Source organism: Streptomyces lunalinharesii (assembly GCF_039532155.1).
In the GTDB taxonomy this organism is placed as follows: Bacteria; Actinomycetota; Actinomycetes; order Streptomycetales; family Streptomycetaceae; genus Streptomyces; species Streptomyces lunalinharesii.
The window spans coordinates 1-18,068 of record NZ_BAAARK010000058.1 but is presented as its reverse complement, the minus strand read 5'-3'; the positions used below and the strand labels follow the sequence as shown (position 1 = coordinate 18,068).

The 18,068-nt window shown below is 73.2% G+C and carries 18 protein-coding genes; 9 read left to right on the top strand and 9 right to left on the bottom strand.

What is annotated here, in order from left to right:
* Nucleotides 1-56 precede the first annotated feature (56 nt).
* Nucleotides 57-245 (bottom strand): DUF5999 family protein, encoded by a 189-nt coding sequence (locus ABD385_RS38450; RefSeq protein WP_016571414.1) that lies wholly within the window; start codon nucleotides 243-245, stop codon nucleotides 57-59.
* 306 nt (nucleotides 246-551) lie between these two features.
* Nucleotides 552-1,136 carry a hypothetical protein gene (locus ABD385_RS38445; protein ID WP_344584566.1) on the bottom strand — a complete coding sequence of 195 codons (585 nt, stop codon included), beginning with the start codon at nucleotides 1,134-1,136 and terminating at the stop codon, nucleotides 552-554.
* Nucleotides 1,137-1,697: 561 nt separating this feature from the next.
* Here ABD385_RS38445 and ABD385_RS38440 point away from each other — a divergent pair.
* Nucleotides 1,698-3,245: a glutamate-cysteine ligase family protein gene (locus ABD385_RS38440; RefSeq protein ID WP_344584565.1), complete on the top strand. Its 1,548-nt coding sequence runs from the start codon at nucleotides 1,698-1,700 to the stop codon at nucleotides 3,243-3,245.
* Between the two features lie 81 nt (nucleotides 3,246-3,326).
* On the opposite strand, the gene ABD385_RS38435 is transcribed toward ABD385_RS38440, so the two are convergent.
* On the bottom strand, nucleotides 3,327-5,117 hold the full coding sequence (locus ABD385_RS38435) for a substrate-binding and VWA domain-containing protein (protein ID WP_344584563.1): 1,791 nt from the start codon (nucleotides 5,115-5,117) through the stop codon (nucleotides 3,327-3,329).
* 255 nt (nucleotides 5,118-5,372) lie between these two features.
* Between ABD385_RS38435 and ABD385_RS38430 the strand changes: the two genes are divergently transcribed.
* A complete protein-coding gene (locus ABD385_RS38430; protein ID WP_425585581.1) occupies nucleotides 5,373-6,149 on the top strand; it encodes a CPBP family intramembrane glutamic endopeptidase in 777 nt (258 codons plus the stop codon).
* Between the two features lie 69 nt (nucleotides 6,150-6,218).
* On the opposite strand, the gene ABD385_RS38425 is transcribed toward ABD385_RS38430, so the two are convergent.
* Complete coding sequence (locus ABD385_RS38425) at nucleotides 6,219-7,040, bottom strand: PhzF family phenazine biosynthesis protein (RefSeq protein WP_344584561.1); 822 nt, start codon at nucleotides 7,038-7,040, stop codon at nucleotides 6,219-6,221.
* A gap of 182 nt (nucleotides 7,041-7,222) precedes the next feature.
* Here ABD385_RS38425 and ABD385_RS38420 point away from each other — a divergent pair, with 182 nt between their 5' ends.
* A complete protein-coding gene (locus ABD385_RS38420; RefSeq protein ID WP_020929644.1) occupies nucleotides 7,223-7,849 on the top strand; it encodes a PadR family transcriptional regulator in 627 nt (208 codons plus the stop codon).
* A gap of 50 nt (nucleotides 7,850-7,899) precedes the next feature.
* On the opposite strand, the gene ABD385_RS38415 is transcribed toward ABD385_RS38420, so the two are convergent.
* On the bottom strand, nucleotides 7,900-8,316 hold the full coding sequence (locus ABD385_RS38415; protein ID WP_344584560.1) for a type II toxin-antitoxin system Rv0910 family toxin: 417 nt from the start codon (nucleotides 8,314-8,316) through the stop codon (nucleotides 7,900-7,902).
* 648 nt (nucleotides 8,317-8,964) lie between these two features.
* Between ABD385_RS38415 and ABD385_RS38410 the strand changes: the two genes are divergently transcribed.
* The 3 genes from ABD385_RS38410 to ABD385_RS38400 all read left to right on the top strand — a co-directional run bounded on the left by ABD385_RS38410 (nucleotide 8,965) and on the right by ABD385_RS38400 (nucleotide 11,899).
* Nucleotides 8,965-9,498, top strand: a complete 534-nt coding sequence (locus ABD385_RS38410) for a Clp protease N-terminal domain-containing protein (RefSeq protein ID WP_344584558.1) — start codon at nucleotides 8,965-8,967, stop codon at nucleotides 9,496-9,498.
* A gap of 99 nt (nucleotides 9,499-9,597) precedes the next feature.
* The gene (locus tag ABD385_RS38405; RefSeq protein ID WP_344584556.1) at nucleotides 9,598-10,761 is read left to right on the top strand and encodes an EamA family transporter; all 1,164 of its coding nucleotides are present in this window, start codon (nucleotides 9,598-9,600) and stop codon (nucleotides 10,759-10,761) included.
* Between the two features lie 178 nt (nucleotides 10,762-10,939).
* Complete coding sequence (locus tag ABD385_RS38400; protein WP_344584554.1) at nucleotides 10,940-11,899, top strand: DMT family transporter; 960 nt, start codon at nucleotides 10,940-10,942, stop codon at nucleotides 11,897-11,899.
* On the opposite strand, the gene ABD385_RS38395 is transcribed toward ABD385_RS38400, so the two are convergent.
* Nucleotides 11,896-12,666 carry a YqeB family protein gene (locus ABD385_RS38395; RefSeq protein ID WP_344584552.1) on the bottom strand — a complete coding sequence of 257 codons (771 nt, stop codon included), beginning with the start codon at nucleotides 12,664-12,666 and terminating at the stop codon, nucleotides 11,896-11,898. The genes ABD385_RS38400 and ABD385_RS38395 overlap by 4 nt on opposite strands.
* A gap of 164 nt (nucleotides 12,667-12,830) precedes the next feature.
* On the opposite strand from ABD385_RS38395, the gene ABD385_RS38390 reads away from it, so the two are divergent.
* The gene (locus ABD385_RS38390) at nucleotides 12,831-13,466 is read left to right on the top strand and encodes a TetR/AcrR family transcriptional regulator (protein ID WP_344584550.1); all 636 of its coding nucleotides are present in this window, start codon (nucleotides 12,831-12,833) and stop codon (nucleotides 13,464-13,466) included.
* Between the two features lie 38 nt (nucleotides 13,467-13,504).
* On the opposite strand, the gene ABD385_RS38385 is transcribed toward ABD385_RS38390, so the two are convergent.
* On the bottom strand, nucleotides 13,505-14,110 hold the full coding sequence (locus ABD385_RS38385) for a helix-turn-helix domain-containing protein (protein ID WP_344584549.1): 606 nt from the start codon (nucleotides 14,108-14,110) through the stop codon (nucleotides 13,505-13,507).
* A gap of 91 nt (nucleotides 14,111-14,201) precedes the next feature.
* Here ABD385_RS38385 and ABD385_RS38380 point away from each other — a divergent pair, with 91 nt between their 5' ends.
* A complete protein-coding gene (locus ABD385_RS38380; RefSeq protein WP_344584547.1) occupies nucleotides 14,202-15,218 on the top strand; it encodes an NAD(P)/FAD-dependent oxidoreductase in 1,017 nt (338 codons plus the stop codon).
* 61 nt (nucleotides 15,219-15,279) lie between these two features.
* Here the strand turns inward: ABD385_RS38380 and ABD385_RS38375 are convergent, their stop codons facing one another.
* Nucleotides 15,280-15,963 carry an FMN-binding negative transcriptional regulator gene (locus ABD385_RS38375; RefSeq protein ID WP_344584545.1) on the bottom strand — a complete coding sequence of 228 codons (684 nt, stop codon included), beginning with the start codon at nucleotides 15,961-15,963 and terminating at the stop codon, nucleotides 15,280-15,282.
* 9 nt (nucleotides 15,964-15,972) lie between these two features.
* Nucleotides 15,973-16,641: a pyridoxamine 5'-phosphate oxidase family protein gene (locus ABD385_RS38370; RefSeq protein ID WP_344584544.1), complete on the bottom strand. Its 669-nt coding sequence runs from the start codon at nucleotides 16,639-16,641 to the stop codon at nucleotides 15,973-15,975.
* Between the two features lie 35 nt (nucleotides 16,642-16,676).
* Between ABD385_RS38370 and ABD385_RS38365 the strand changes: the two genes are divergently transcribed.
* Entirely contained in the window at nucleotides 16,677-18,008 is a 1,332-nt protein-coding gene (locus ABD385_RS38365) for an aminotransferase class I/II-fold pyridoxal phosphate-dependent enzyme (RefSeq protein ID WP_344584542.1), read from the top strand.
* The last annotated feature ends 60 nt before the right edge of the window (nucleotides 18,009-18,068 follow it).

Sequence of the window (18,068 nt, the reverse complement as noted above, 5' to 3'; positions counted from 1 at the left end):
AGGGCCCTCGGCGGATGCGCCGGGGGCCCTGGTGTACGTGCCGGGTGGCCGCCGGATCAGGCGGCGGCGGTGACCCGGGTCGGAGCGATGACCTGCCCGTCCGGCAGCAGCTCACCGGTGTCCTCGAAGAGCAGGACGCCGTTGCACAGCAGGCTCCAGCCCTGCTCCGGGTGGTGCGCCACCAGGTGCGCGGCCTCCCGGTCGGTGGATTCGGCTGACGGGCATGGCGGTTGATGCTGACACATGGAAGTCGTCTTTCGCTGCGGAGTGGTGAACGTCGTGCGGCTCGACGAGGTGGTCATGGCCGCTCCCCCGTTTCCTGTCGGTCCCAGTCTTGCCCCACGGATGGGATTCCGCAGGGATTTCGCAGCAGCGGTACACACTCGATAGTGACGCGTCACCCGTGCGGGCGGTTGCTCCCAAGTGAGCCCGTGACCCCGGGGGTTGACGCGCCGCCGGCGCACGGGGGCGGACGACGCGGCGCGCCCCGCGGCCGGGGAGGCCACGGGGCGCATCGGTGCAGGGCGGGCGCGCGGGCGGTGGGCCCGTCCTCAGGCGGGTTCGCGCAGCAGCGGCGTCGGGCCCAGGCGGCGGGTGAGGCGGGGCAGCAGGTCGGCGATCCGCTGCGGGAGGTGGGAGGCGATCCCGGGCGGGGCGGGGGCCAACGGCACCAGCAGGTCACCGGTGGCCGGCATCCCGTCGGCGCCGTCCGCGGCCACGTCGTGGTGCAGCCACAGCGTCAGCATGTACAGCTCGGGCACCGACAGCAGGCGCGGCTGGTACGGCGCGGCGAGCGACTCGGCCTGCTGCAGGGCCCGTTCCGTGGCGGCCACGTAGGGGCCGTCGCAGAAGTGCGAGAACGTCCAGCCGTCCGCGGTGAGCCGGGCCTCGGCGGCGGCCACGGCGCGTTCTCCGCCGCGGACCAGGAAGCGCCAGCCGGCGAGGCGGGTGCGCGGCGGGCCGGCCTGGCTGACGTCGTCCCAGACGTGCACCGGCAGCGGGTGATCGGGACTCAGCGGCCCCTGGTGGGTGCGGAGTGCGGCCGCCGGTGACTCGCGGACGGCGGTGGGCGAGCCGAGGGCGGTGAGGACGCTGCGCAGGGCGGGCGCAGGGGCGGGAGGAACGTGCAGCGGCATGGCGGGTCGCCTCTCACTTAGGAGACACGGTGGAGCGTGGCAGTGCGGACGGCGCTGTCTGCGGGCGGGTCAGAGCCTGGTTGACCAAAGCCGCGGACCTGCGGGCCGGCCGCGGTGCCGGAATGCCGTGGGGGACACCGCCATGCCGGGCGCCAAATCTCTGCCTCGTCTGCGAAGTTTATACGACAGGTGTTCTGGAAGTGTTTCGGCTACCCGCCTTGCGAATTTCCGGCAAGGCGGAATCCGGACCGGTGTCCCGGGCGATTTCCGCCGCTTTGTGCGGGAAGCGAGCGGAGCCACCTCGTAATTCTTCGACGGAGTGGTAGGCCGGAACCCGTCGGTGTTTTTTACGAGCGAATTGCGGACGGTGCTGGCCGGCGAGATATGCCATTGGAAAATGCCCCGCGCCCGTTCTCCACGAGGGTAACGGTACCGGCCGGCCCTTGGGGCGTTATCGATCAGATTGCCGGGGCATCATCGACCGTAGCCCGTGCCCGGGGTGCCGGGGCGGCGCCGCACAGCCCGTGGTCGCGAGCCGTTCACTCTAGGAGGGACCCGCCGATGGGGGAGAAGGTCGCCGCGGACGGGATCGAGTTGGCGGACCGGGAGCATTACCGAAGAAAGCTGCACGACTGCCTGGAGGGATTGCAGCGACTCCTGGCGGAGAAGCGCTTCGACCGACCCAAGAATCTCATGGGTCTGGAGATCGAACTCAATCTCGCGGGTGCCGACGGGCTGCCCCGCATGTTGAACTCGCAGGTCCTGGAAAGGATCGCCAGTGGCGATTTCCAGACCGAGCTGGCCCAGTGCAATCTCGAGGTCAACATCACCCCGCACCGGCTGTCCGGCCGTGTGCTGGACCAGCTCGCCGAAGAACTCCGCACCGGACTCGGCTACGCGGAGCGGAAAGCCCGAGAAGTGGCCGCCCGTATCGTCATGATCGGCATCCTGCCGACCCTGCACGCCGACGACCTCACCGTCGCCAGCCTCTCCGCGAACGACCGCTACGTCCTGCTCAACGACCAGATGCGGGCGGCCCGCGGCGAGGACTTCGCGATCGACATCCAGGGCGTCGAGCGCCTGGTCACCCGTTCCCCCTCGATCGCCCCCGAAGCCGCCTGCACCTCCGTCCAACTGCACCTCCAGGTGACGCCCGGTCGGTTCGCCGCGGTCTGGAACGCGGCCCAGGCGATCGCCGCCGTCCAGATAGCCGTCGGCGCCAACTCGCCGTTCCTGTTCGGGCGGGAGCTGTGGCGCGAGTCGAGGCCGCCGGTCTTCCAACAGGCCACCGACACCCGCGCGCCCGAACTCCAGGCGCAGGGGGTGCGTCCGCGGACGTGGTTCGGCGAGCGGTGGGTGGACTCCGCCTACGACCTGTTCGAGGAGAACCTGCGGTTCTTCCCGCCGCTGCTCCTGGTCTGCGGACCGCAGGAGCCGCTGCGCGTCCTCGACGAGGGCGGGGTGCCCGACCTCGCCGAACTGGTGTTGCACAACGGCACGATCTACCGCTGGAACCGTCCCGTCTACGCGGTCGCCGACGGCGTCCCGCACCTCCGCGTCGAGAACCGGGTGCTCCCGGCCGGCCCCACCGTCGCCGACGTCATGGCCAACACCGCCTTCTACTACGGCCTGGTGCGCTCCCTGGCCGAGCAGCCGCGGCCCGTGTGGACCCGGCTCCCGTTCAGTGCCGCGGCCGCCAACTTCGACACGGCCTGCCGCCACGGCATCGACGCCACGCTGCGCTGGCCCCGGTCCGGTCGCGCCGGCGGCCTCGCCGAGGTCCCGGCCGTGCGCCTGGTCCAGCACGAGCTGCTGCCGCTGGCGGCCGCCGGGCTGGACGCCTGGGGCGTCGAGCCCGCCGACCGCGATCACTACCTGGGCATCATCGAGGCCCGCTGCGCGCGGCGGACCAACGGGGCGTCCTGGCAGGCGGCGGCGTTCCGCCACGCGGTGCGGCACGGACTGTCGCGGGAGGCCGCGCTGGCCGCGATGACCCGGCGCTACGGCGAGTTGATGCACACCGGGGAGCCGGTGCACACCTGGCCGGTGGCCTGGCCGGTCGGCGGGACCGTGGTGCCGGCGCAGCGGCGGACGGGCAGCGTGTCGTAGCCCGCCGCACGGCCGGTCGGCGGCATTCCCCCGTGTGACGTGCGTGGCTGGTGCGGTGGGCGTGCTGTGGTGGTGCGGTGTCTAGCGGGGGCCGTGGCTGCCGGCCGCCATGATGGCCTTGAGGATCACCTCGTGGATCTGCGACGGGTCGTCGACCTGGTGCGCGGAGCCGCCGGTGGGGGCCACGATGCGGTTCAGCGCGGCCAGGTCGGCCTGCGGGCCGATCGCGACGGCGACCAGCGGCACCGGCCGCTTGGGGTCGGCCAGGCGCTTCAGGTCGGCGACCAGGGAGTCCAGGCCGATGCTGCCGATGTCGTCGTTGGCACCGTCGGTGACGAGCACCAACGTGTTGAACTTCCCGCTCGTGTACGTCGCGCTCGCGCGCTGGTAGGCGGCCAGGGTGGTGTCGTAGAGGCCGGTGGCGCTCCGCGGGACGGGGGCCAGTGAGCTGAAGGCGGCGGCGAGTTCGTCGCGGTGCGTGCCGCCGTTCGCGCCGCGGTCCCCGAGCCTGTCTGTCGGTGACAGCTCCACGTAGTCCCGGTCGCCGTCCAGGTGGGTGGCGAACTTCCACAGCCCGATCTCGTCCTCGGGCGTGAACGTGGACAGCGCCTGGAGCAGGGAGCTCTTCGCCAGGTCCATGCGGGACCGGCCGCCCTGCCCCGGGACCGCCTCGGCCATCGAGGGCGAGGCGTCCACGACGGTGGTGATCCGGGCGCTCTGCACGGTGATGGTCCACATGCCCAGCAGTGCCTGGAGGTCCTTGGCCGTCGGCAGGTCGGCGGGGGCGGCGGAGTACGGCTGGGGCGCGCGGCCGCCGGCGGTGCCGGTCAGCTTCGGGTCGGCGGTGCCGTTGTCCGGCCGGAAGCCGTGGTCGTGCAGGGTCCGCTGCCCCGGGGTGTCGTCCAGCAGGGTCATGAAGCGGTTGGCGGCGCGGCTCTGGTCGGCGGTCAGGGCGTCCTCGTCGACGAGCGTGTAGGGGTAGGTGAGCCGGGCGGTGCCGTCCGTCGGGTAGAAGAGGTCGAGGGGTGGGCCGCCGTCCGCGCGGGTGTTGTGCGCGTAGGCGGCCTGTTCGGAGAGGAGCACCGCCTGGTTGCGGCGCGGATTGCCGAGTTCGGCGCCGGAGTCGTTGCGCGGCAGCGTGGCCAGCACCTGGTCGTCGCCGTCGGCGACCCGTTCGTAGAGGACCTTGGCCGCGGCGGCGGTCCGGGTGGCGGCGTCGTCGGCGCTGTCGGCTTCCTTGCGGTTGGCGGCGTTGATGCGGGCCAGGGCGAGCAGTCCGGTGGCGCTGCGGGCCGGGTCGGCGACGCCCAGGCGCAGGTCGCCGCCGCTGGTCGCGGTGCGGGTCAACGTCGTCCAGGAGTAGGTCTTGCCCGGCCAACCGAGGGTCTTGGCGGCGCTGCGGATCGTGCCCAGGGCGAGGGGGGTGGAGGCGAGGGTGCCGACGGACGTCAGTGCCGAGCCCCGCTCGTCGGTGACCCGGTCCACCCACAGGTCGGAGTCCGGCACCCACACCTGGAACTCCGCCTTGGCGGGCCGTTGGGCGAGCGAGTCGGCCACTTCGGACGAGGGCTGTGCGTTGATCTTGACGTCCAGGCACTTGCCGTCGGTGCGGACCGCGTCCTTGCGGGCCTGGTCCGCGACCGCCTCCAGGGCGGGGGCGATGTCGGGCGAGGCGATCACGGCCAGGTGGACGGCGTCGCCGCCGCACGACGTGCCGAAGGGGAGCAGTCCGTTGCTCACCGCCACGACGGAACCGGCGGCGGCCGCGACGACGGCGGTGGTGGCGAGGGCGAGCGTCCGGCGTCGGACGCGCGGGCGGGGGGACCCCGTGCTCGGTGGCGCCAAGTCGTCGGGCAAGCTGTGACGTCCCATTGCGGTAGCGCCTCTCCTGATGCTCGGAGTTCCGGAGCCCCGGACCTCCATCGGGATCGATGCGGACGGAAACACCCCGTGCGGAGGGCGCCCGTCCCCGGCCTGTCGCGAGCGATCTTCGTACCTGCTTTCGAGACCCTAGCGGTGCGATGGCGGTGAAGAGGCGGTATTGAGGAAGTGGAGGAACCTTTGCAGTCGGATACAAGTCCCGTGGCGGACGGGGACGTTCCGGGCGCGGGGAACGGCTCCGGACCGTTGCCGGCGGCGGTGGGGGAACCCGCCCGGAGGGTGCTGCGCAACGAGACGCTGATCGTCCTGGCGCTCTCCCTGGGCGCCAGCGCGGTCTCCGCGCTGATCAGCTTCGTCGGTTCGCTGACCAGACCCGGCGGCCTCAAGCACCAGGCGGCGACGCTCAACGCCTCGCACGCCCCGGGACGGCCCTGGTTGGACCTTGCCTGGCAGCTGTTCGGGATCGCTACCGCACTGGTGCCGGTGGTGTTGGTGGCGCACCTGTTGCTGCGGGAACGGGCCGGCGGGCTGCGCGCGATCGGCTTCGACCGGCGGCGCCCCGGCTTCGACCTGGGGGTGGGCACGGCCCTGGCGGCGCTCATCGGGGGCAGCGGCCTGTTGCTCTATCTGGGCGCGCGGGCGGCCGGCTTCAACCTGACGGTGGTGCCCGAGGCGCTGCCCGAGGTGTGGTGGAAGGTCCCGGTGCTGATCGCCTCCGCGGTGCAGAACGCCGTGCTGGAGGAGGTCATCGTCGTCGGCTACCTGCTGCGCAGACTCGGGCAGCTGGGGTGGGCCCCCTGGGCCGCGGTGGCGGCCAGTTCGGTGCTGCGCGGTTCGTACCACCTCTACCAGGGCGTCGGCGGGTTCTTCGGCAACATGGTGATGGGCCTGGTCTTCGCCCTGGTGTACCGGCGCTGGGGGCGGGTGGGCCCGTTGGTCGCCGCGCACGCCCTCATCGACGTCGTCGCGTTCCTGGGCTACGCCCTGCTCGCGGGACGGGTGCCGTGGTTGCCCACCGGGTGAGACCCGGCGGGCGACGGTGCGGGGCGGGTGGCCTGGTGGCCCCCGCCCCGCACCGTTTCGGGGGCGGCGTCAGGGGGCGGTGAGCAGTTCGCCGTCGATGACGGTCACCGCCGAGCCGGTCAACAGGGTGCGGTCGCCGCGCAGCACGGTCCGCACGCTGCCGGTCCGCGCGCCGCCCTGGCGGCCGACCAGGTCGGCACGGCCCAGGCGCGCCGACCAGAAGGGGGCGAGCGCGGTGTGCGCGCTGCCGGTCACCGGGTCCTCGGCGATGCCGACGGCGGGGAAGAAGCCGCGGGAGACGAAGTCGTAGCCGCCGGCGGGGTCTTCGGCGCGGGCGGTGGCGATCACGCCGCGACCGCCGTGCCCGGCGAGCAGGGCGAAGTCCGGCGCGAGGTCCCGGACGGCCTTCTCGTCGGCCAGCTCGACCAGGAGGTCGCCGACGTGCGGGCCGGTGTCGTGGGCCGAGCGGATCTCGACGCCGAGCGCCCGGGCGACGGTGTCCGGCACGTCCGTGGGGGTCAGCGGGGCGGTCGGGAAGTCCATGGTGATCGAGCCGTCGTCGTCCGCCGTGGTGATCAGTACGCCGCTGCGGGTGCGGAAGCGCACCGTGCCGGTGGCCGTGCCCGTGGTGTGCAGGACGTGTGCGGTGGCCAGGGTGGCGTGCCCGCACATGTCGACCTCGGTGGCGGGGGTGAGCCAGCGCAGCGCCCAGTCGGCGTCGCCGCCCGGGGGCAGCGGGTGGGCGAAGGCGGTTTCGGAGAGGTTGACCTCGGCGGCCACGTGCTGGAGCCAGGCGTCCTCGGGGAACGCGGCGGAGTCGAGCAGGACGACCCCCGCGGGGTTGCCGGCGAACGGGCGCTCGGAGAAGGCGTCGATGATGCGGATCCTCATGGCCGGAGCGTAGGTGCGACGCAAAGCCGCAGGCCACGGCCAATCTTCGGGAACTGGCCCCGGAAAGCGCGAGCGGGCTCTTGTTCGGCGAACGCTTCCGATATATCGTTGACGCATCGCGATCGGTCAACGATTGCGGGCGATAGTACGTGCGTGATGCACCGTCGATGAGGAGAGTCACCATGCGTTCCCAGGGATACGAGTACGGCCCCGAGCACCGTCACGAGCACGGCGGCCCCGGTCGGCACGGCGGCCGAGGCGACTTCGGCGGCGGCTTCGAGCGGCGGCGGGCGGCCTTCGGCGGATTCGGCCCGCCGTTCGGGGGGCCGCCCTTCGGAGGTGGTCGGGGGCGCGGCGGGCCGCGTGGCCGGGCCCGGCGCGGCGATGTGCGCGCCTCGATACTGGCGCTGCTCAAGGACCGCCCGATGCACGGGTACGAGATGATCCAGGAGATCGCCGAGCGCAGCGGCGGGGCGTGGAAGCCCAGCCCGGGTTCGGTCTACCCGACCCTCCAACTGCTGGAGGACGAGGGGCTGATCGTCAGCTCCAGCGAGGGCGGCAAGAAGCTGTTCTCGCTAACCGAAGCCGGTCGCGCCGAGGCCGACGGCGGTTCCGACGCCCCCTGGGAGGACGCCGGCCGCGGCGTCGACTGGGAGGCCATGAACGAAATACGGAAGGCGGGCGGCGGCCTGGTCGAGGCGTTCCGCCAGGTGTGGGCCACCGGCAGTCCCGAGCAGCGGGAGAAGGCCATGGCGGTGGTCAACAAGGCCCGCAAGGAGCTGTACCTGATCCTCGCCGAGGAGGACTGAGGCGGCCGGTCGGGGCGGCGGCGCCGAGGGGTGCCGCCGCCCCGGAGGCTTCAGGTCACCAGGCCGGCGAGCTTGCGCAGGGACTCCTCCAGCGCGGTGCTCGCCGAGTCCTTCAGCTTGGCCGCCATCAAGGAGACCGCGGCGCCGGTGAAGGTCCCGTCGATCCGGACCGTGGTGGCCCCGTCGTCGGGGGTCAGTTGGTAGCGCATCGCGAGGTGGACGCCCATCGGGCCCTTGCCCTGGACGGCGAGCAGCCGGCCCGGTTCAAGCTCCTCGACGGTCCAGCTCACCTCCGCGGGGAAGCCCATGAGCTTCATGTTCTCCTCGTAGGTCGCGCCCGCGCGCAAGGGGTGCGGGAAGGCGGTGTGGGTGGCGTTCCACTGTCCGTAGGAGTCGAAGTCGGTGAGGTGGTCCCAGACCTTCTCGGCCGGTGCCTCGATCCGGGCCTGGGCGGTGACATCGGCCATGTGAGCACCCTTCGGTGACGGTGTCCTGGCTGGTGCGCGGAACGTAGCGGCAGGGGGGCGAAGGTTCAAGAGCGACGCCCCGGCTTTGCTGATGGAGCGTCACTTCCGGGTGGTGGCCGGCCGCGGCGGGCAGGCCGGCAGCCGGTCCACGTGGTGCCGGCGTAGCCCCCGTGCCGGATGCACCGGTATCAACAGCCGGTCCGGCCCAGGTCGTGCGCGGCGAAGCCCGGCCCGAGCCGCACCGGATTGAGGACGCCGTCGACGTCGAGGAAGAGCAGTGGACGGTCGGTCATCGGGTTCCTTCGCCGCGGACGGGGCGGACCATGGCGGTACCGGGTGCGGGGTGGGTCCGGGAGGGTCCGGCCGGGAGTGTGATGGAGGGGGCGGACGGGTCGGGTGTGACGGCGGGTGGGTTCTGTTGGGAAGGGACGGGCGGACGGTGCTCACCGGTTGCCGTCGCGGACCTGTCGATGCCGGGTCGGGCAAACGGGGGTGCGGCCGTTTGTGGCGGGATGCCAGACCTTCACGATCCCTCCGCATATCCTCCGTAAGGATGAGATCGTGTGGCGGCCTCCCCAACCAGGGTGGGATGTGCAAATGCTTCCCGCCGGGGATGCTCCGGCCTTACAGGACTGGTGGGGTGGGGCTGTGCAAAACCGTACTGCGTTCGGCGGCGGGGAACGCTCCGCCCAGGAAGACCCCGACAGTCAGCTCACCGTGGAGCTGGCGTCGGTCGTTTCCGCTGCCCGCAGGCGGGCCACCCGCGACGGCGACCGCCAGGTCGACACCGCGCACCTGCTGCACGGACTGCTGGAGTGGGACCCCGCGGTCCGCGAGGTCTTCGACGGCGGCCACCAGATCGCCCGACTCCTCGGCTACCTCGTCCAACGCAGCATCGGCTACGGCCTCCAGTGGCACGGCACCGTCGAGGACTCCGGGGCGGTCCCCGTGGTCGCCGAGGGCGGCGTCCCCGGTTGGTCGCCCGCCGCGGCCGCCGCGATGGACGGCGCCCTCGACCGCGCGCACGCCCGCTACGCCACCCGCGCCGACTGCCTCGACCTGCTCGCCGCACTGGTCGACGACCCCGAATCCCGGGCCGTCGAGGTCCTGCGCCGCGCCTCCGTCGACACCGCCCGCCTCGCCGCCCGACTCGACGGCGACCAGCGCCCGGGACCCGCCTGACCGGGCCGCCGCGCAGCGTCCCGCCCCGGCCGCGTATCGCCTGGTGAGACAGGAGTTTTAGGAGGTGACGCTGCTGACGGTGACTGTCATGATGACCCGATGCACGCCTCATCGGGGAGCCCGGCGGCTCACACGACCGGCCCGGGCCAGGGAACGCCCGGAGCCAGCGGGACCCAGCAGTCGGCTACTCCCGGCCCGGCCGGCGGTCGCCGCACCGGACGCGGTGCCGGTCTCGGGCTCGCGCTGCTCTCCGCGCTGGCCTTCGGCGGCTCCGGAGTCGCGGCCAAACCCCTGATAACCGCCGGCCTCGAACCGCTGCACGTGACCTGGCTGCGCGTCACCGGCGCCGCGCTGGTCATGCTTCCGGTCGCCTGGCGCCACCGGGACCTGCCGCGCCGCCGGCCCGCACTGCTCGCCGGCTTCGGACTGCTGGCCGTCGCCGGCGTCCAGGCCTGCTACTTCGCGGCGCTCTCCCGCATCCCGGTGGGCGTCGCGCTGCTCATCGAATACCTCGCCCCCGCCCTCGTCCTGGGCTGGGTGCGCTTCGTGCAGAAGCGCCCCGTCACCCGCGCCGCCGCCGTCGGCGTCGTGCTGGCCGTCGGCGGCCTCGCCTGCGTCGTCGAGGTGTGGAGCGGCCTCACCTTCGACGCCGTCGGGCTCGCCCTCGCGCTCGCCGCGGCCTGCTGCCAGGTCGGCTACTTCGTCCTCTCCGACCACGGCGGCGACGACGCCGACGGCACGGCACCGGACCCCCTGGGCGTCATCGCCTACGGACTGCTGATCGGCACGGCCGTCCTCACCGTGATCGCCCGCCCCTGGAACATGCGCTGGTCGGTCCTGGGCGGCACCGCCGACATGAACGGCACCGAAGTGCCGGCCCTGCTGCTCCTGGCCTGGATCGTGCTGGTCGCCACCGTCACCGCCTACCTCACCGGCGTGGTGTCGATCCGACGGCTCTCCCCCCAGGTCGCCGGGGTCGTCGCCTGCCTGGAAGCGGTGATCGCCACGGTGCTCGCCTGGGTCCTGCTCGGCGAACACCTCTCTGCGCCGCAGATCGCCGGCGGCGCGGTCGTCCTGATCGGCGCGTTCGTCGCCCAGTCGGCCAAACCGCACAACGACGACCCGGGGAAGGCCGGCTCCCGCACCGTGGCCAGCGGCGGAACGCCCCCCGCGGACGCCCAGGAGACCCGCGACCGGCCGCGGACCGACGACGCCGCGGCCCCCGCCGAGGACGGCTTGTCGACCGGTTCCGCCGCCACATAAGCTGACGATCGTGCATTCGACCGTGCTGCCCCCTCCCGCCGCGTAAGGCGGGCGGCGGCCACCCAGGAAATCCCGGCCCGGGCAACGTCCCGAGCCGGTCGACGCTGCCCGCACACGGGACCACGCGACCACACCACGGCGCACCGCGCCGTCCTGGATTTCCCGGAGCACACCTCCCATGCACAGCACACCCCACGCCGCCCTGCCCGTGGGCCGCGGACTCGCCTACGTCTCGCTCGCCGCCACCGCCTGGGGCACCGCCGGCGCGGCCGCCGCCCTCCTCTACCGGGGCAGCGGACTCGGCCCCCTCGCCCTCACCTTCTGGCGCACCTTCGGCGGCCTGCTGCTCCTGCTCGCCGTACGTGCGGTGCGCCGGCGCCGCACCCGCGCCGCCGAGGCCGGCCGACTGCCGGTGGAACCGCTGCGCCGCCGCGCGGTGCGGGTCGCGGTCACCGGCATCGCCCTCGCCGTCTTCCAGGCCGCCTACTTCGCCGCCGTCGAAACCACCGGCCTGGCCGTCGGCACCGTCATCACCATGGGAGCCGGCCCCGTCCTCATCGCCATCGGGGCGCGCCTCACCATGGGCGAACGGCTCGGCGCCGGCGGGGTGCTGGCCGTCGGCGGGGCGCTCGGCGGTCTACTGATCCTCGTCCTCGGCGGTGCCGGCGCCGCAGCCGTCCGCCCGCTCGGCGTCGGCTACGCCCTGCTCTCCGCGGCCGCCTGCGCGGTGATGACCCTCGCCACCCGCCGCTTCGGCCGGGGCGGCGGCAGCGACCCGTACGCCTCGACGCTCAGCGCGTTCGCGGTCGGGGCGCTGTGCCTGCTGCCGCTCGCGGCGGTCGAGGGCCTGTGGCCGCACCTGCACGACCTGGGCCGGAGCCTGGTCCTGCTCGGCTACATCGCCGCCGTCCCGACAGCCCTCGCCTACGGCCTGTACTTCGCCGGGTTGGCCGCCGTCCGGGCCGCGACCGCCTCCGTGATCTCCCTGATCGAACCGGTCTCGGCGGCGGCCATCGCGGTGCTGTTCCTCGGCGAGCGGCTCACCACGGCGACGGCGGCCGGCACGGCCGTGCTCCTCACGGCCGTCGCGGCGCTTGCGGTGAGCGAGGCGCGGGGGCGCGGTCGCCGGGTCGGCTAGTCGCGGGTCGGCTGGTCCTGCGGGACCAGCCGCCAGAACTGCCGCTTGTCCTTGTCGCGGACGACGACGCCCAACCGGGCCAGTTCGGCCCGGAGTTCGCGGGCGTCGTCGGCCGTTTCCGACTTGCCGAGGGCCCGCTCGCGCGCGGTGAACAGGGCGTTCGCGCCGACCGGCAGGTTCGGGGTGTGGGGGACCCAGCGCCGGAACTCGTCCTCGTGCGGATCGCCGTCCGCCCAGGCGTAGCCGTGCGCGCGGAAGGCCCCGGCCAGGCGCTCGGCGTCCAGGGTGCAGCCCTCCCGCGCGAGTTCGGCGGAGTCCGCACCGAGCAGGACCAACTCCTTGCGGTCCCGGAACGCCAGGTGGACCGTCGTACGCGGGAACGCCACCGGCTTCGCCCGCCGGGTGAGGACCACCTCGTCGTCGGCGACCGTGACGGCGAGTTCGTCGTGCTGTCCGAAGAGCGCCACCCCCAGGCCCAGCGCCGCGCCCACCGTCAGCAGGCCGATCGTCAGCCAGGGCTCCGGGATCGCGGTCAACAGCCTGGCCGGGCCCTGCCAGGGCGCGTGGTCCAACGTCACCAGCCACTTCGCCAGCAGGCGCACCAGCCACCCGAGGCCGGTGCCGGCCGCCGCGAACGCCACGCAGACGGTGACGACGAGCGCGGGCGAGTCGGCGAGGACCGTGGGCGGGGTCGGCTGCCCGGTCTGCGGGCCGGGGCCCTCGGGGCCCTCGGGGCGCCCGGTGGGCTGCGGCTTCTCGATGTCCATGAGCGGATCCCCCTGTGCGGAACGTGGACCGTGCTCCGCAATAATAAACCGAGTACGCGGTCTATTATTGCGGGCGTGGCCGGTTGGGGCGCCCGAGCGACGGCGACGGGCCACCGCGCGCAGCAATTCGGACGCGCGCGTCACGGGAGAGAGGCGACAGCGGCATGAGGAAGGTCGACCCGGCCAAGCACCGGGCCCGGCGTCAGTACATCCTGCACGCCGCGGCCCAACTCTTCGCCGCCAAGGGCTTCGAGCGCACCACCACGGCCGAGATCTGCAAGGCGGCCGGCATGAGCTCCGGCAACCTCTTCCACTACTTCCCCAACAAGCGCGCCATCTTCCACGCGATCTTCGAGGAGGACGGCGCGGACTCCGGGGAGAGTAAGGCCGAGCGGCTCGCCCGGGCCCAGGCGAGCGACGACCCCTGGGCCGCGCTCCTGGAGGTCGTGGAACTCCTCACCGCCGACGCGATGAACCCGGTCGCCCCGCCACTGGTCATGGAAGCCGTCGTACAGGCCCACCGCGACCCCGAACTCGACGCGCTGCTCGGCCGGGACAACGCCCAGGAGCACACCGCCGTCGCGACCCTGCTCGCCAAGGCCGCCGCCGCCGGCCAGATCGACCCCGCACTCGATCCGCACGACGCCGCCACCTGGGTGCTCGCCCTGATCGCCTCGCTCTACACCAGCGCGGCCACCGATCCGGCGTTCCGCCCGGCCGCACAACTCCCCGTCCTCCGCCTGATCCTCCAGCGCTTCCTGAAGGCCCCACCGCTCGACGTACACCCGCCACGGGCGTAACGGCGCCACCCCCGAGGGCGGGTCCGGTGTCCGTCGGATCAGCGCTCGTCGGCGTCCTCGTCGCGTGAGCGGGGCTTGGCCCGCACGTGCATGCGCTCCCCCTGCCGACCGAAGAGGCTGAGCACCTCCACCGGGCCCTCGCCCGTACTCCCGAACCAGTGCGGCAACCGGGTGTCGAACTCCGCCGCCTCGCCCGCCCCCATGACCAGATCACGGTCGGCCAACACCAGCCGCAGCCGCCCCGCCAGCACGTACAGCCACTCGTACCCCTCGTGCGTACAGGGATCTGGCGTGCTCCGGTCCGCCGGAAGCACCATCTTGAAGGTCTGTAGTGGACCCGGGTGACGGGTCAGCGGCAGCACCGTGGCGCCGTGCAGGTGCCGCGGCTTGAGCCGGACCCGCGGATCCCCCACCTCGGGGGCCCCGACCAGCTCGTCCAACGGCACCTGGTGCGCCTGCGCGATCGGCAGCAACAACTCCAGACTCGGACGGCGCTGCCCGGACTCCAGACGGGACAAGGTGCTCTTGGAAATCCCGGTGGCCTCCGCCAACGCGGACAACGTGACGCCCTGCTCCGTCCGCAACCGCTTCAGACGCGGACCGACCTCGGCGAGGGCCTGGGAAATGGCAGCTGAGTTCTCCACACCCCCATTGCACCGCGTCGTTCCCGGTTTCGGCAACAAAGATTGCTGTTCGTGCGACGCGGCACGCAACCTGCGGGCGGAGGTGATCGCGATGAGCGAGACGAACAACGACCCCGCCAACGGGGCGGCGCACCCCGCGCACGGTGCCCCCGCACAACACGCCGACCACCCGGGCCGCGACACGGAACGGGACGTCGTGGTCGTGGGAGCCGGCGCGGCCGGACTGAACGCGGCCCTGGTCCTGGCCCGCGCCCGGCGCCGCGTGACGGTGATCGACGGCGGCGCGCCCCGCAACGCACCGGCCGACCGGATGCACGGCTTCCTCTCCCGGGACGGCATGCCACCGACCGCCCTCCTGGAAGTCGGCCGCGCCGAACTCGCCACCTACGGAGCCGAACTGCTCACCGGCCGGGTCGACGAGATCACCCCGGCCCTCGGCGTACGCCTCGCCGGCGGGCCCGAACTCCGCGCCCGCCGCGTCCTGGTGGCCACCGGCCTGCGCGACGAACTCCCCGATCTCCCCGGCCTACGGGAACGCTGGGGCCGGGACCTGCTGCACTGCCCCTACTGCCACGGCTACGAGGTCCGCGACCAGCCGCTCGGCGTGCTCGGCACCGGCCCCGGCGCGGTCCATCAGGCGCTCCTGCTGCGGCAGTGGTCGCCCGACGTCGTCCTGTTCCCGCACCACGGCGAACCGACCGACGACGAACGCGAGCGGCTCGCGGCACGCGGCGTGCGGATCGTCGGGGGCACCGTCACTCGCCTGGTGACCGAGGACGACCGGCTGCGCGGGGTCGAACTGGCCGACGGACGCGTCGTGCCGCGCACCGCGGTCTTCGCGCAGCCCCGGATGGTGCCGCACGACGCCCTGCTCACCGCACTGGGCTGCGCCCGCGACGCAGCCGGCTGGGTGGTCACCGACGCCGCGGGCCGGACCGACGTGCCCGGCGTGTGGGCCGCGGGCAACGTGGTCGACCCGCGGGCGCAGGTGGTGACGGCCGCCGGAATGGGCGCGGCCGCCGCCATCGCCCTCAACCTCGACCTGGTGACGGAGGAGGTCGAGCGGGCGGTGGCGGGCCAGCGGGCGTCGGCGGGGGCCGGGGGCTGAACCGTCGGGGCCGGCGGCCGGTGTCGGAATCCTCCCCGGCTTGTGGCCCCGTCGGACAGGGCTAGGTGTTCTGTCCGGTCGTTCCCTGTTCGGCGGGCGACGGGGCGCCGCCGCCCGCCGCCAGCCGGCGTTGCTGGTGCCGGCGCGCCGCGGCGTCACCGGGCCCGCCCCGCTCGGCGAGCCGCTCCGCGATGCGGTGCTGCACCGACGGGGACCGCTTGCCGCCGTACTTGAACTTGGCACGCACGTCCCGCACCTCGAGGCGCAGCCCACGGATGCCGGACAACTGCCGCCCGTACGGGGCCGCGCCCGCCACGACCGGGGCCGAGCCGCCGTCGGGCTGGAAGTGCGTCGTCTGGCGCTGGAGCAACGCGGCCTTGGCCTCCGGATCGTCCACCACGTGTGCCGTGCAGACGAGCTGGACCGCGGCGTAGAAGCTGGTGGGCACGCCGTGCTCGGGCGGCTGCTCCTCGGCCGCCTGCCACGGGCCGGGGATGAAGGTGTAGTCGTCGACCACGCTCAGCAGCACCGTCGGGCGGTCCTCCAGTGCCGACCACAGAGGGTTGGGGCGGGCGAGGTGGGTGATCGCCTCGCGGCGTACGGGGTCGTAGGCGAAGTGCAGCGGCTGCACCCACGGGGGCTCACCGGCGGCACCGTTGACCGCCAGCTGCCCGAAGTCGTGGGCGGCGAGCCACTCCTGCCACTCGACGTCGTCGGTGGGTGCGTCCCAAGGGTGGATGAGCATCGGCGCTCCTCAGCGGGCGGAGAGGTAGCCCGGCGCGGCGATGCCGGGGGCGAGGTCGTCGGCCGGTATCGGGGCACCGTACGCGGCGGCCACGGGCAGGACGCCGCTCCAGTGGGGGAGGGCGAGGTCCTCGGGCTCGTCGTTGGGGCCGCCGGTGCGGATCTTCGCGGACACCTCGCGCAGATCGAGGCGGAGCACGGCGGTGGCGGCCAGCTCCTTGGTGTTGGCGGGTCGGGAGTCCGCGGCGCGCCCGGGCAGGACGTGGTCGACGAGGGCGTCCAGGGCGGACTTCTTCTCTTCCTCGTCGGTCACCTGGTGGGCGGTGCCGTGGACGACGACGCTGCGGTAGTTGATGGAGTGGTGGAACGCGGACTTGGCGAGGACCAGGCCGTCGACGTGGGTCACCGTGACGCAGACCGCGAGGCCGGGGTCCGTGCTCCGCCCACCGGCCATCCGCAGCGGGCGGGAACCGGTCGAGCCGTGCACGTAGAGACGGTCGCCGACCCGGCCGTAGAGCGTCGGCAGGACGACCGGGGCGCCGTCGCGCACGAAGCCGAGGTGGCAGACGTAGCCCTCGTCGAGGATCGCGTGCACCGTCGCCTCGTCATAGCTGGCGCGCTCCCGGGCCCGGGTGGGCACCGTGCGCTCCGTCGCGGCGAACGACTTTCCCTCAGCCATTGCGAACTCCATTGCACTAGTACATAATCAACTTTGTGCTAGGAGAGTATCGGATCGAAGGGCGGCGCGCATCGGAGATTGCCGCAAGTGTGGAGAGAGCCATCGGTGCGGGCGACCTCCAACCAGGCGAAGTGCTGCCCCCGCTCAGGGAGTTGGCGATCTATTTGGAGGTGAACCCCAACACGGTCGCAGCCGCGTACCGCACGCTGCGCGACCGCGGAGTGATCGAAACGGCAGGTCGACGCGGCAGCCGCGTCCGACCCCGGCCCGCCACCACCCCACGCGAGGCACTGCGAGCAGTCGCACCAGCCGGCGTACGGAACGTCGCCGACGGCAACCCCGACCCCGCCCTGCTGCCCCCGCTGGAGCAGGCGCTGGTCGAGGCCGCTGCGCGCAACACCCGACGCCCCGTCCTCTACGGCATGCCCGCCGTCGACGACGACCTCGAAGCGCTCGCCCGCGCGGCCTTCACCCGCGACGGCGTACCGGAAGGCCCCATCGCCGTCGCCAGCGGATCGCTCGACGCCATCGAGCGCGTCCTCGCCGCACACCTACGGCCCGGAGACTCCGTGGCGGTCGAGGACCCCGGCTGGGGCAGCCTGCTCGACCTCATCCCCGCCCTCGGACTGCGCCCCGTACCCGTCGGCGTGGACGACGACGGACCGATCCCCGAACGCCTGGCGGCTGCGCTCGACGGCGGAGTGCGCGCGGTCGTCGTCACCGACCGCGCACAGAACCCCACCGGCGCCGCGATCAGCGCCCCCCGCGCCGCCGAACTCCGCGCCCTGCTGGCCCGACACCCCGCAGCGCTCCTCATCGAGGACGACCACGGTCACGGCATAGTCGACCTGCCACTGCACCCGCTCTCCGGCGTCACCGACCACTGGGTGCTCGTCCGTTCCACGGCCAAGGCCTACGGGCCCGACCTGCGCCTCGCGGCACTCACCGGCGACTCCGTCACCATCGACCGCGTCCGCGGCCGGCAACGCCTCGGGCCGGGCTGGGTCAGCCACCTGATCCAACACGCGGTCGTCCACCTCTGGCGAACGTCCGCGATCGACCCCAAGGCAGTCGCGGGCGCTTACGGAGAGCGACGCGACGCCCTGATAAGCGCCCTCGCGGAACGCGGAGTGCCGGCGCGCGGCCGCAGCGGAATGAACGTCTGGGTACCGGTCCCGGACGAAACCGCCGCGGTGGCCCTGCTCGTGCACTCCGGCTGGGCCGTCGCCCCCGGCGCCCGCTTCCGCATGCAGTCCCCACAAGGCATCCGCATCACCGTCTCCGGCCTCACCGCCGACGACACCAACCCCCTGGCCGACGCAGTGGCCGAGGCTACGGGGGTGAGGGAGGCGCGGAGGTATGAGTGAGGGGAGGGGGATTGAGGGGGAAGTCGGAGGCCAAGCGGTCTTAGGAAGACAATTGCAGAC

Coding starts and splice junctions, on each gene's coding strand:
- ABD385_RS38450 (WP_016571414.1), bottom strand. CDS start 245: ATGTGTCAGCATCAACCGCCATGCCCGTCAGCCGAATCCACCGACCGG.
- ABD385_RS38445 (WP_344584566.1), bottom strand. CDS start 1,136: ATGCCGCTGCACGTTCCTCCCGCCCCTGCGCCCGCCCTGCGCAGCGTC.
- ABD385_RS38440 (WP_344584565.1), top strand. CDS start 1,698: ATGGGGGAGAAGGTCGCCGCGGACGGGATCGAGTTGGCGGACCGGGAG.
- ABD385_RS38435 (WP_344584563.1), bottom strand. CDS start 5,117: ATGGGACGTCACAGCTTGCCCGACGACTTGGCGCCACCGAGCACGGGG.
- ABD385_RS38425 (WP_344584561.1), bottom strand. CDS start 7,040: ATGAGGATCCGCATCATCGACGCCTTCTCCGAGCGCCCGTTCGCCGGC.
- ABD385_RS38420 (WP_020929644.1), top strand. CDS start 7,223: ATGCGTTCCCAGGGATACGAGTACGGCCCCGAGCACCGTCACGAGCAC.
- ABD385_RS38415 (WP_344584560.1), bottom strand. CDS start 8,316: ATGGCCGATGTCACCGCCCAGGCCCGGATCGAGGCACCGGCCGAGAAG.
- ABD385_RS38405 (WP_344584556.1), top strand. CDS start 9,598: ATGCACGCCTCATCGGGGAGCCCGGCGGCTCACACGACCGGCCCGGGC.
- ABD385_RS38400 (WP_344584554.1), top strand. CDS start 10,940: ATGCACAGCACACCCCACGCCGCCCTGCCCGTGGGCCGCGGACTCGCC.
- ABD385_RS38395 (WP_344584552.1), bottom strand. CDS start 12,666: ATGGACATCGAGAAGCCGCAGCCCACCGGGCGCCCCGAGGGCCCCGAG.
- ABD385_RS38390 (WP_344584550.1), top strand. CDS start 12,831: ATGAGGAAGGTCGACCCGGCCAAGCACCGGGCCCGGCGTCAGTACATC.
- ABD385_RS38380 (WP_344584547.1), top strand. CDS start 14,202: ATGAGCGAGACGAACAACGACCCCGCCAACGGGGCGGCGCACCCCGCG.
- ABD385_RS38375 (WP_344584545.1), bottom strand. CDS start 15,963: ATGCTCATCCACCCTTGGGACGCACCCACCGACGACGTCGAGTGGCAG.
- ABD385_RS38370 (WP_344584544.1), bottom strand. CDS start 16,641: ATGGCTGAGGGAAAGTCGTTCGCCGCGACGGAGCGCACGGTGCCCACC.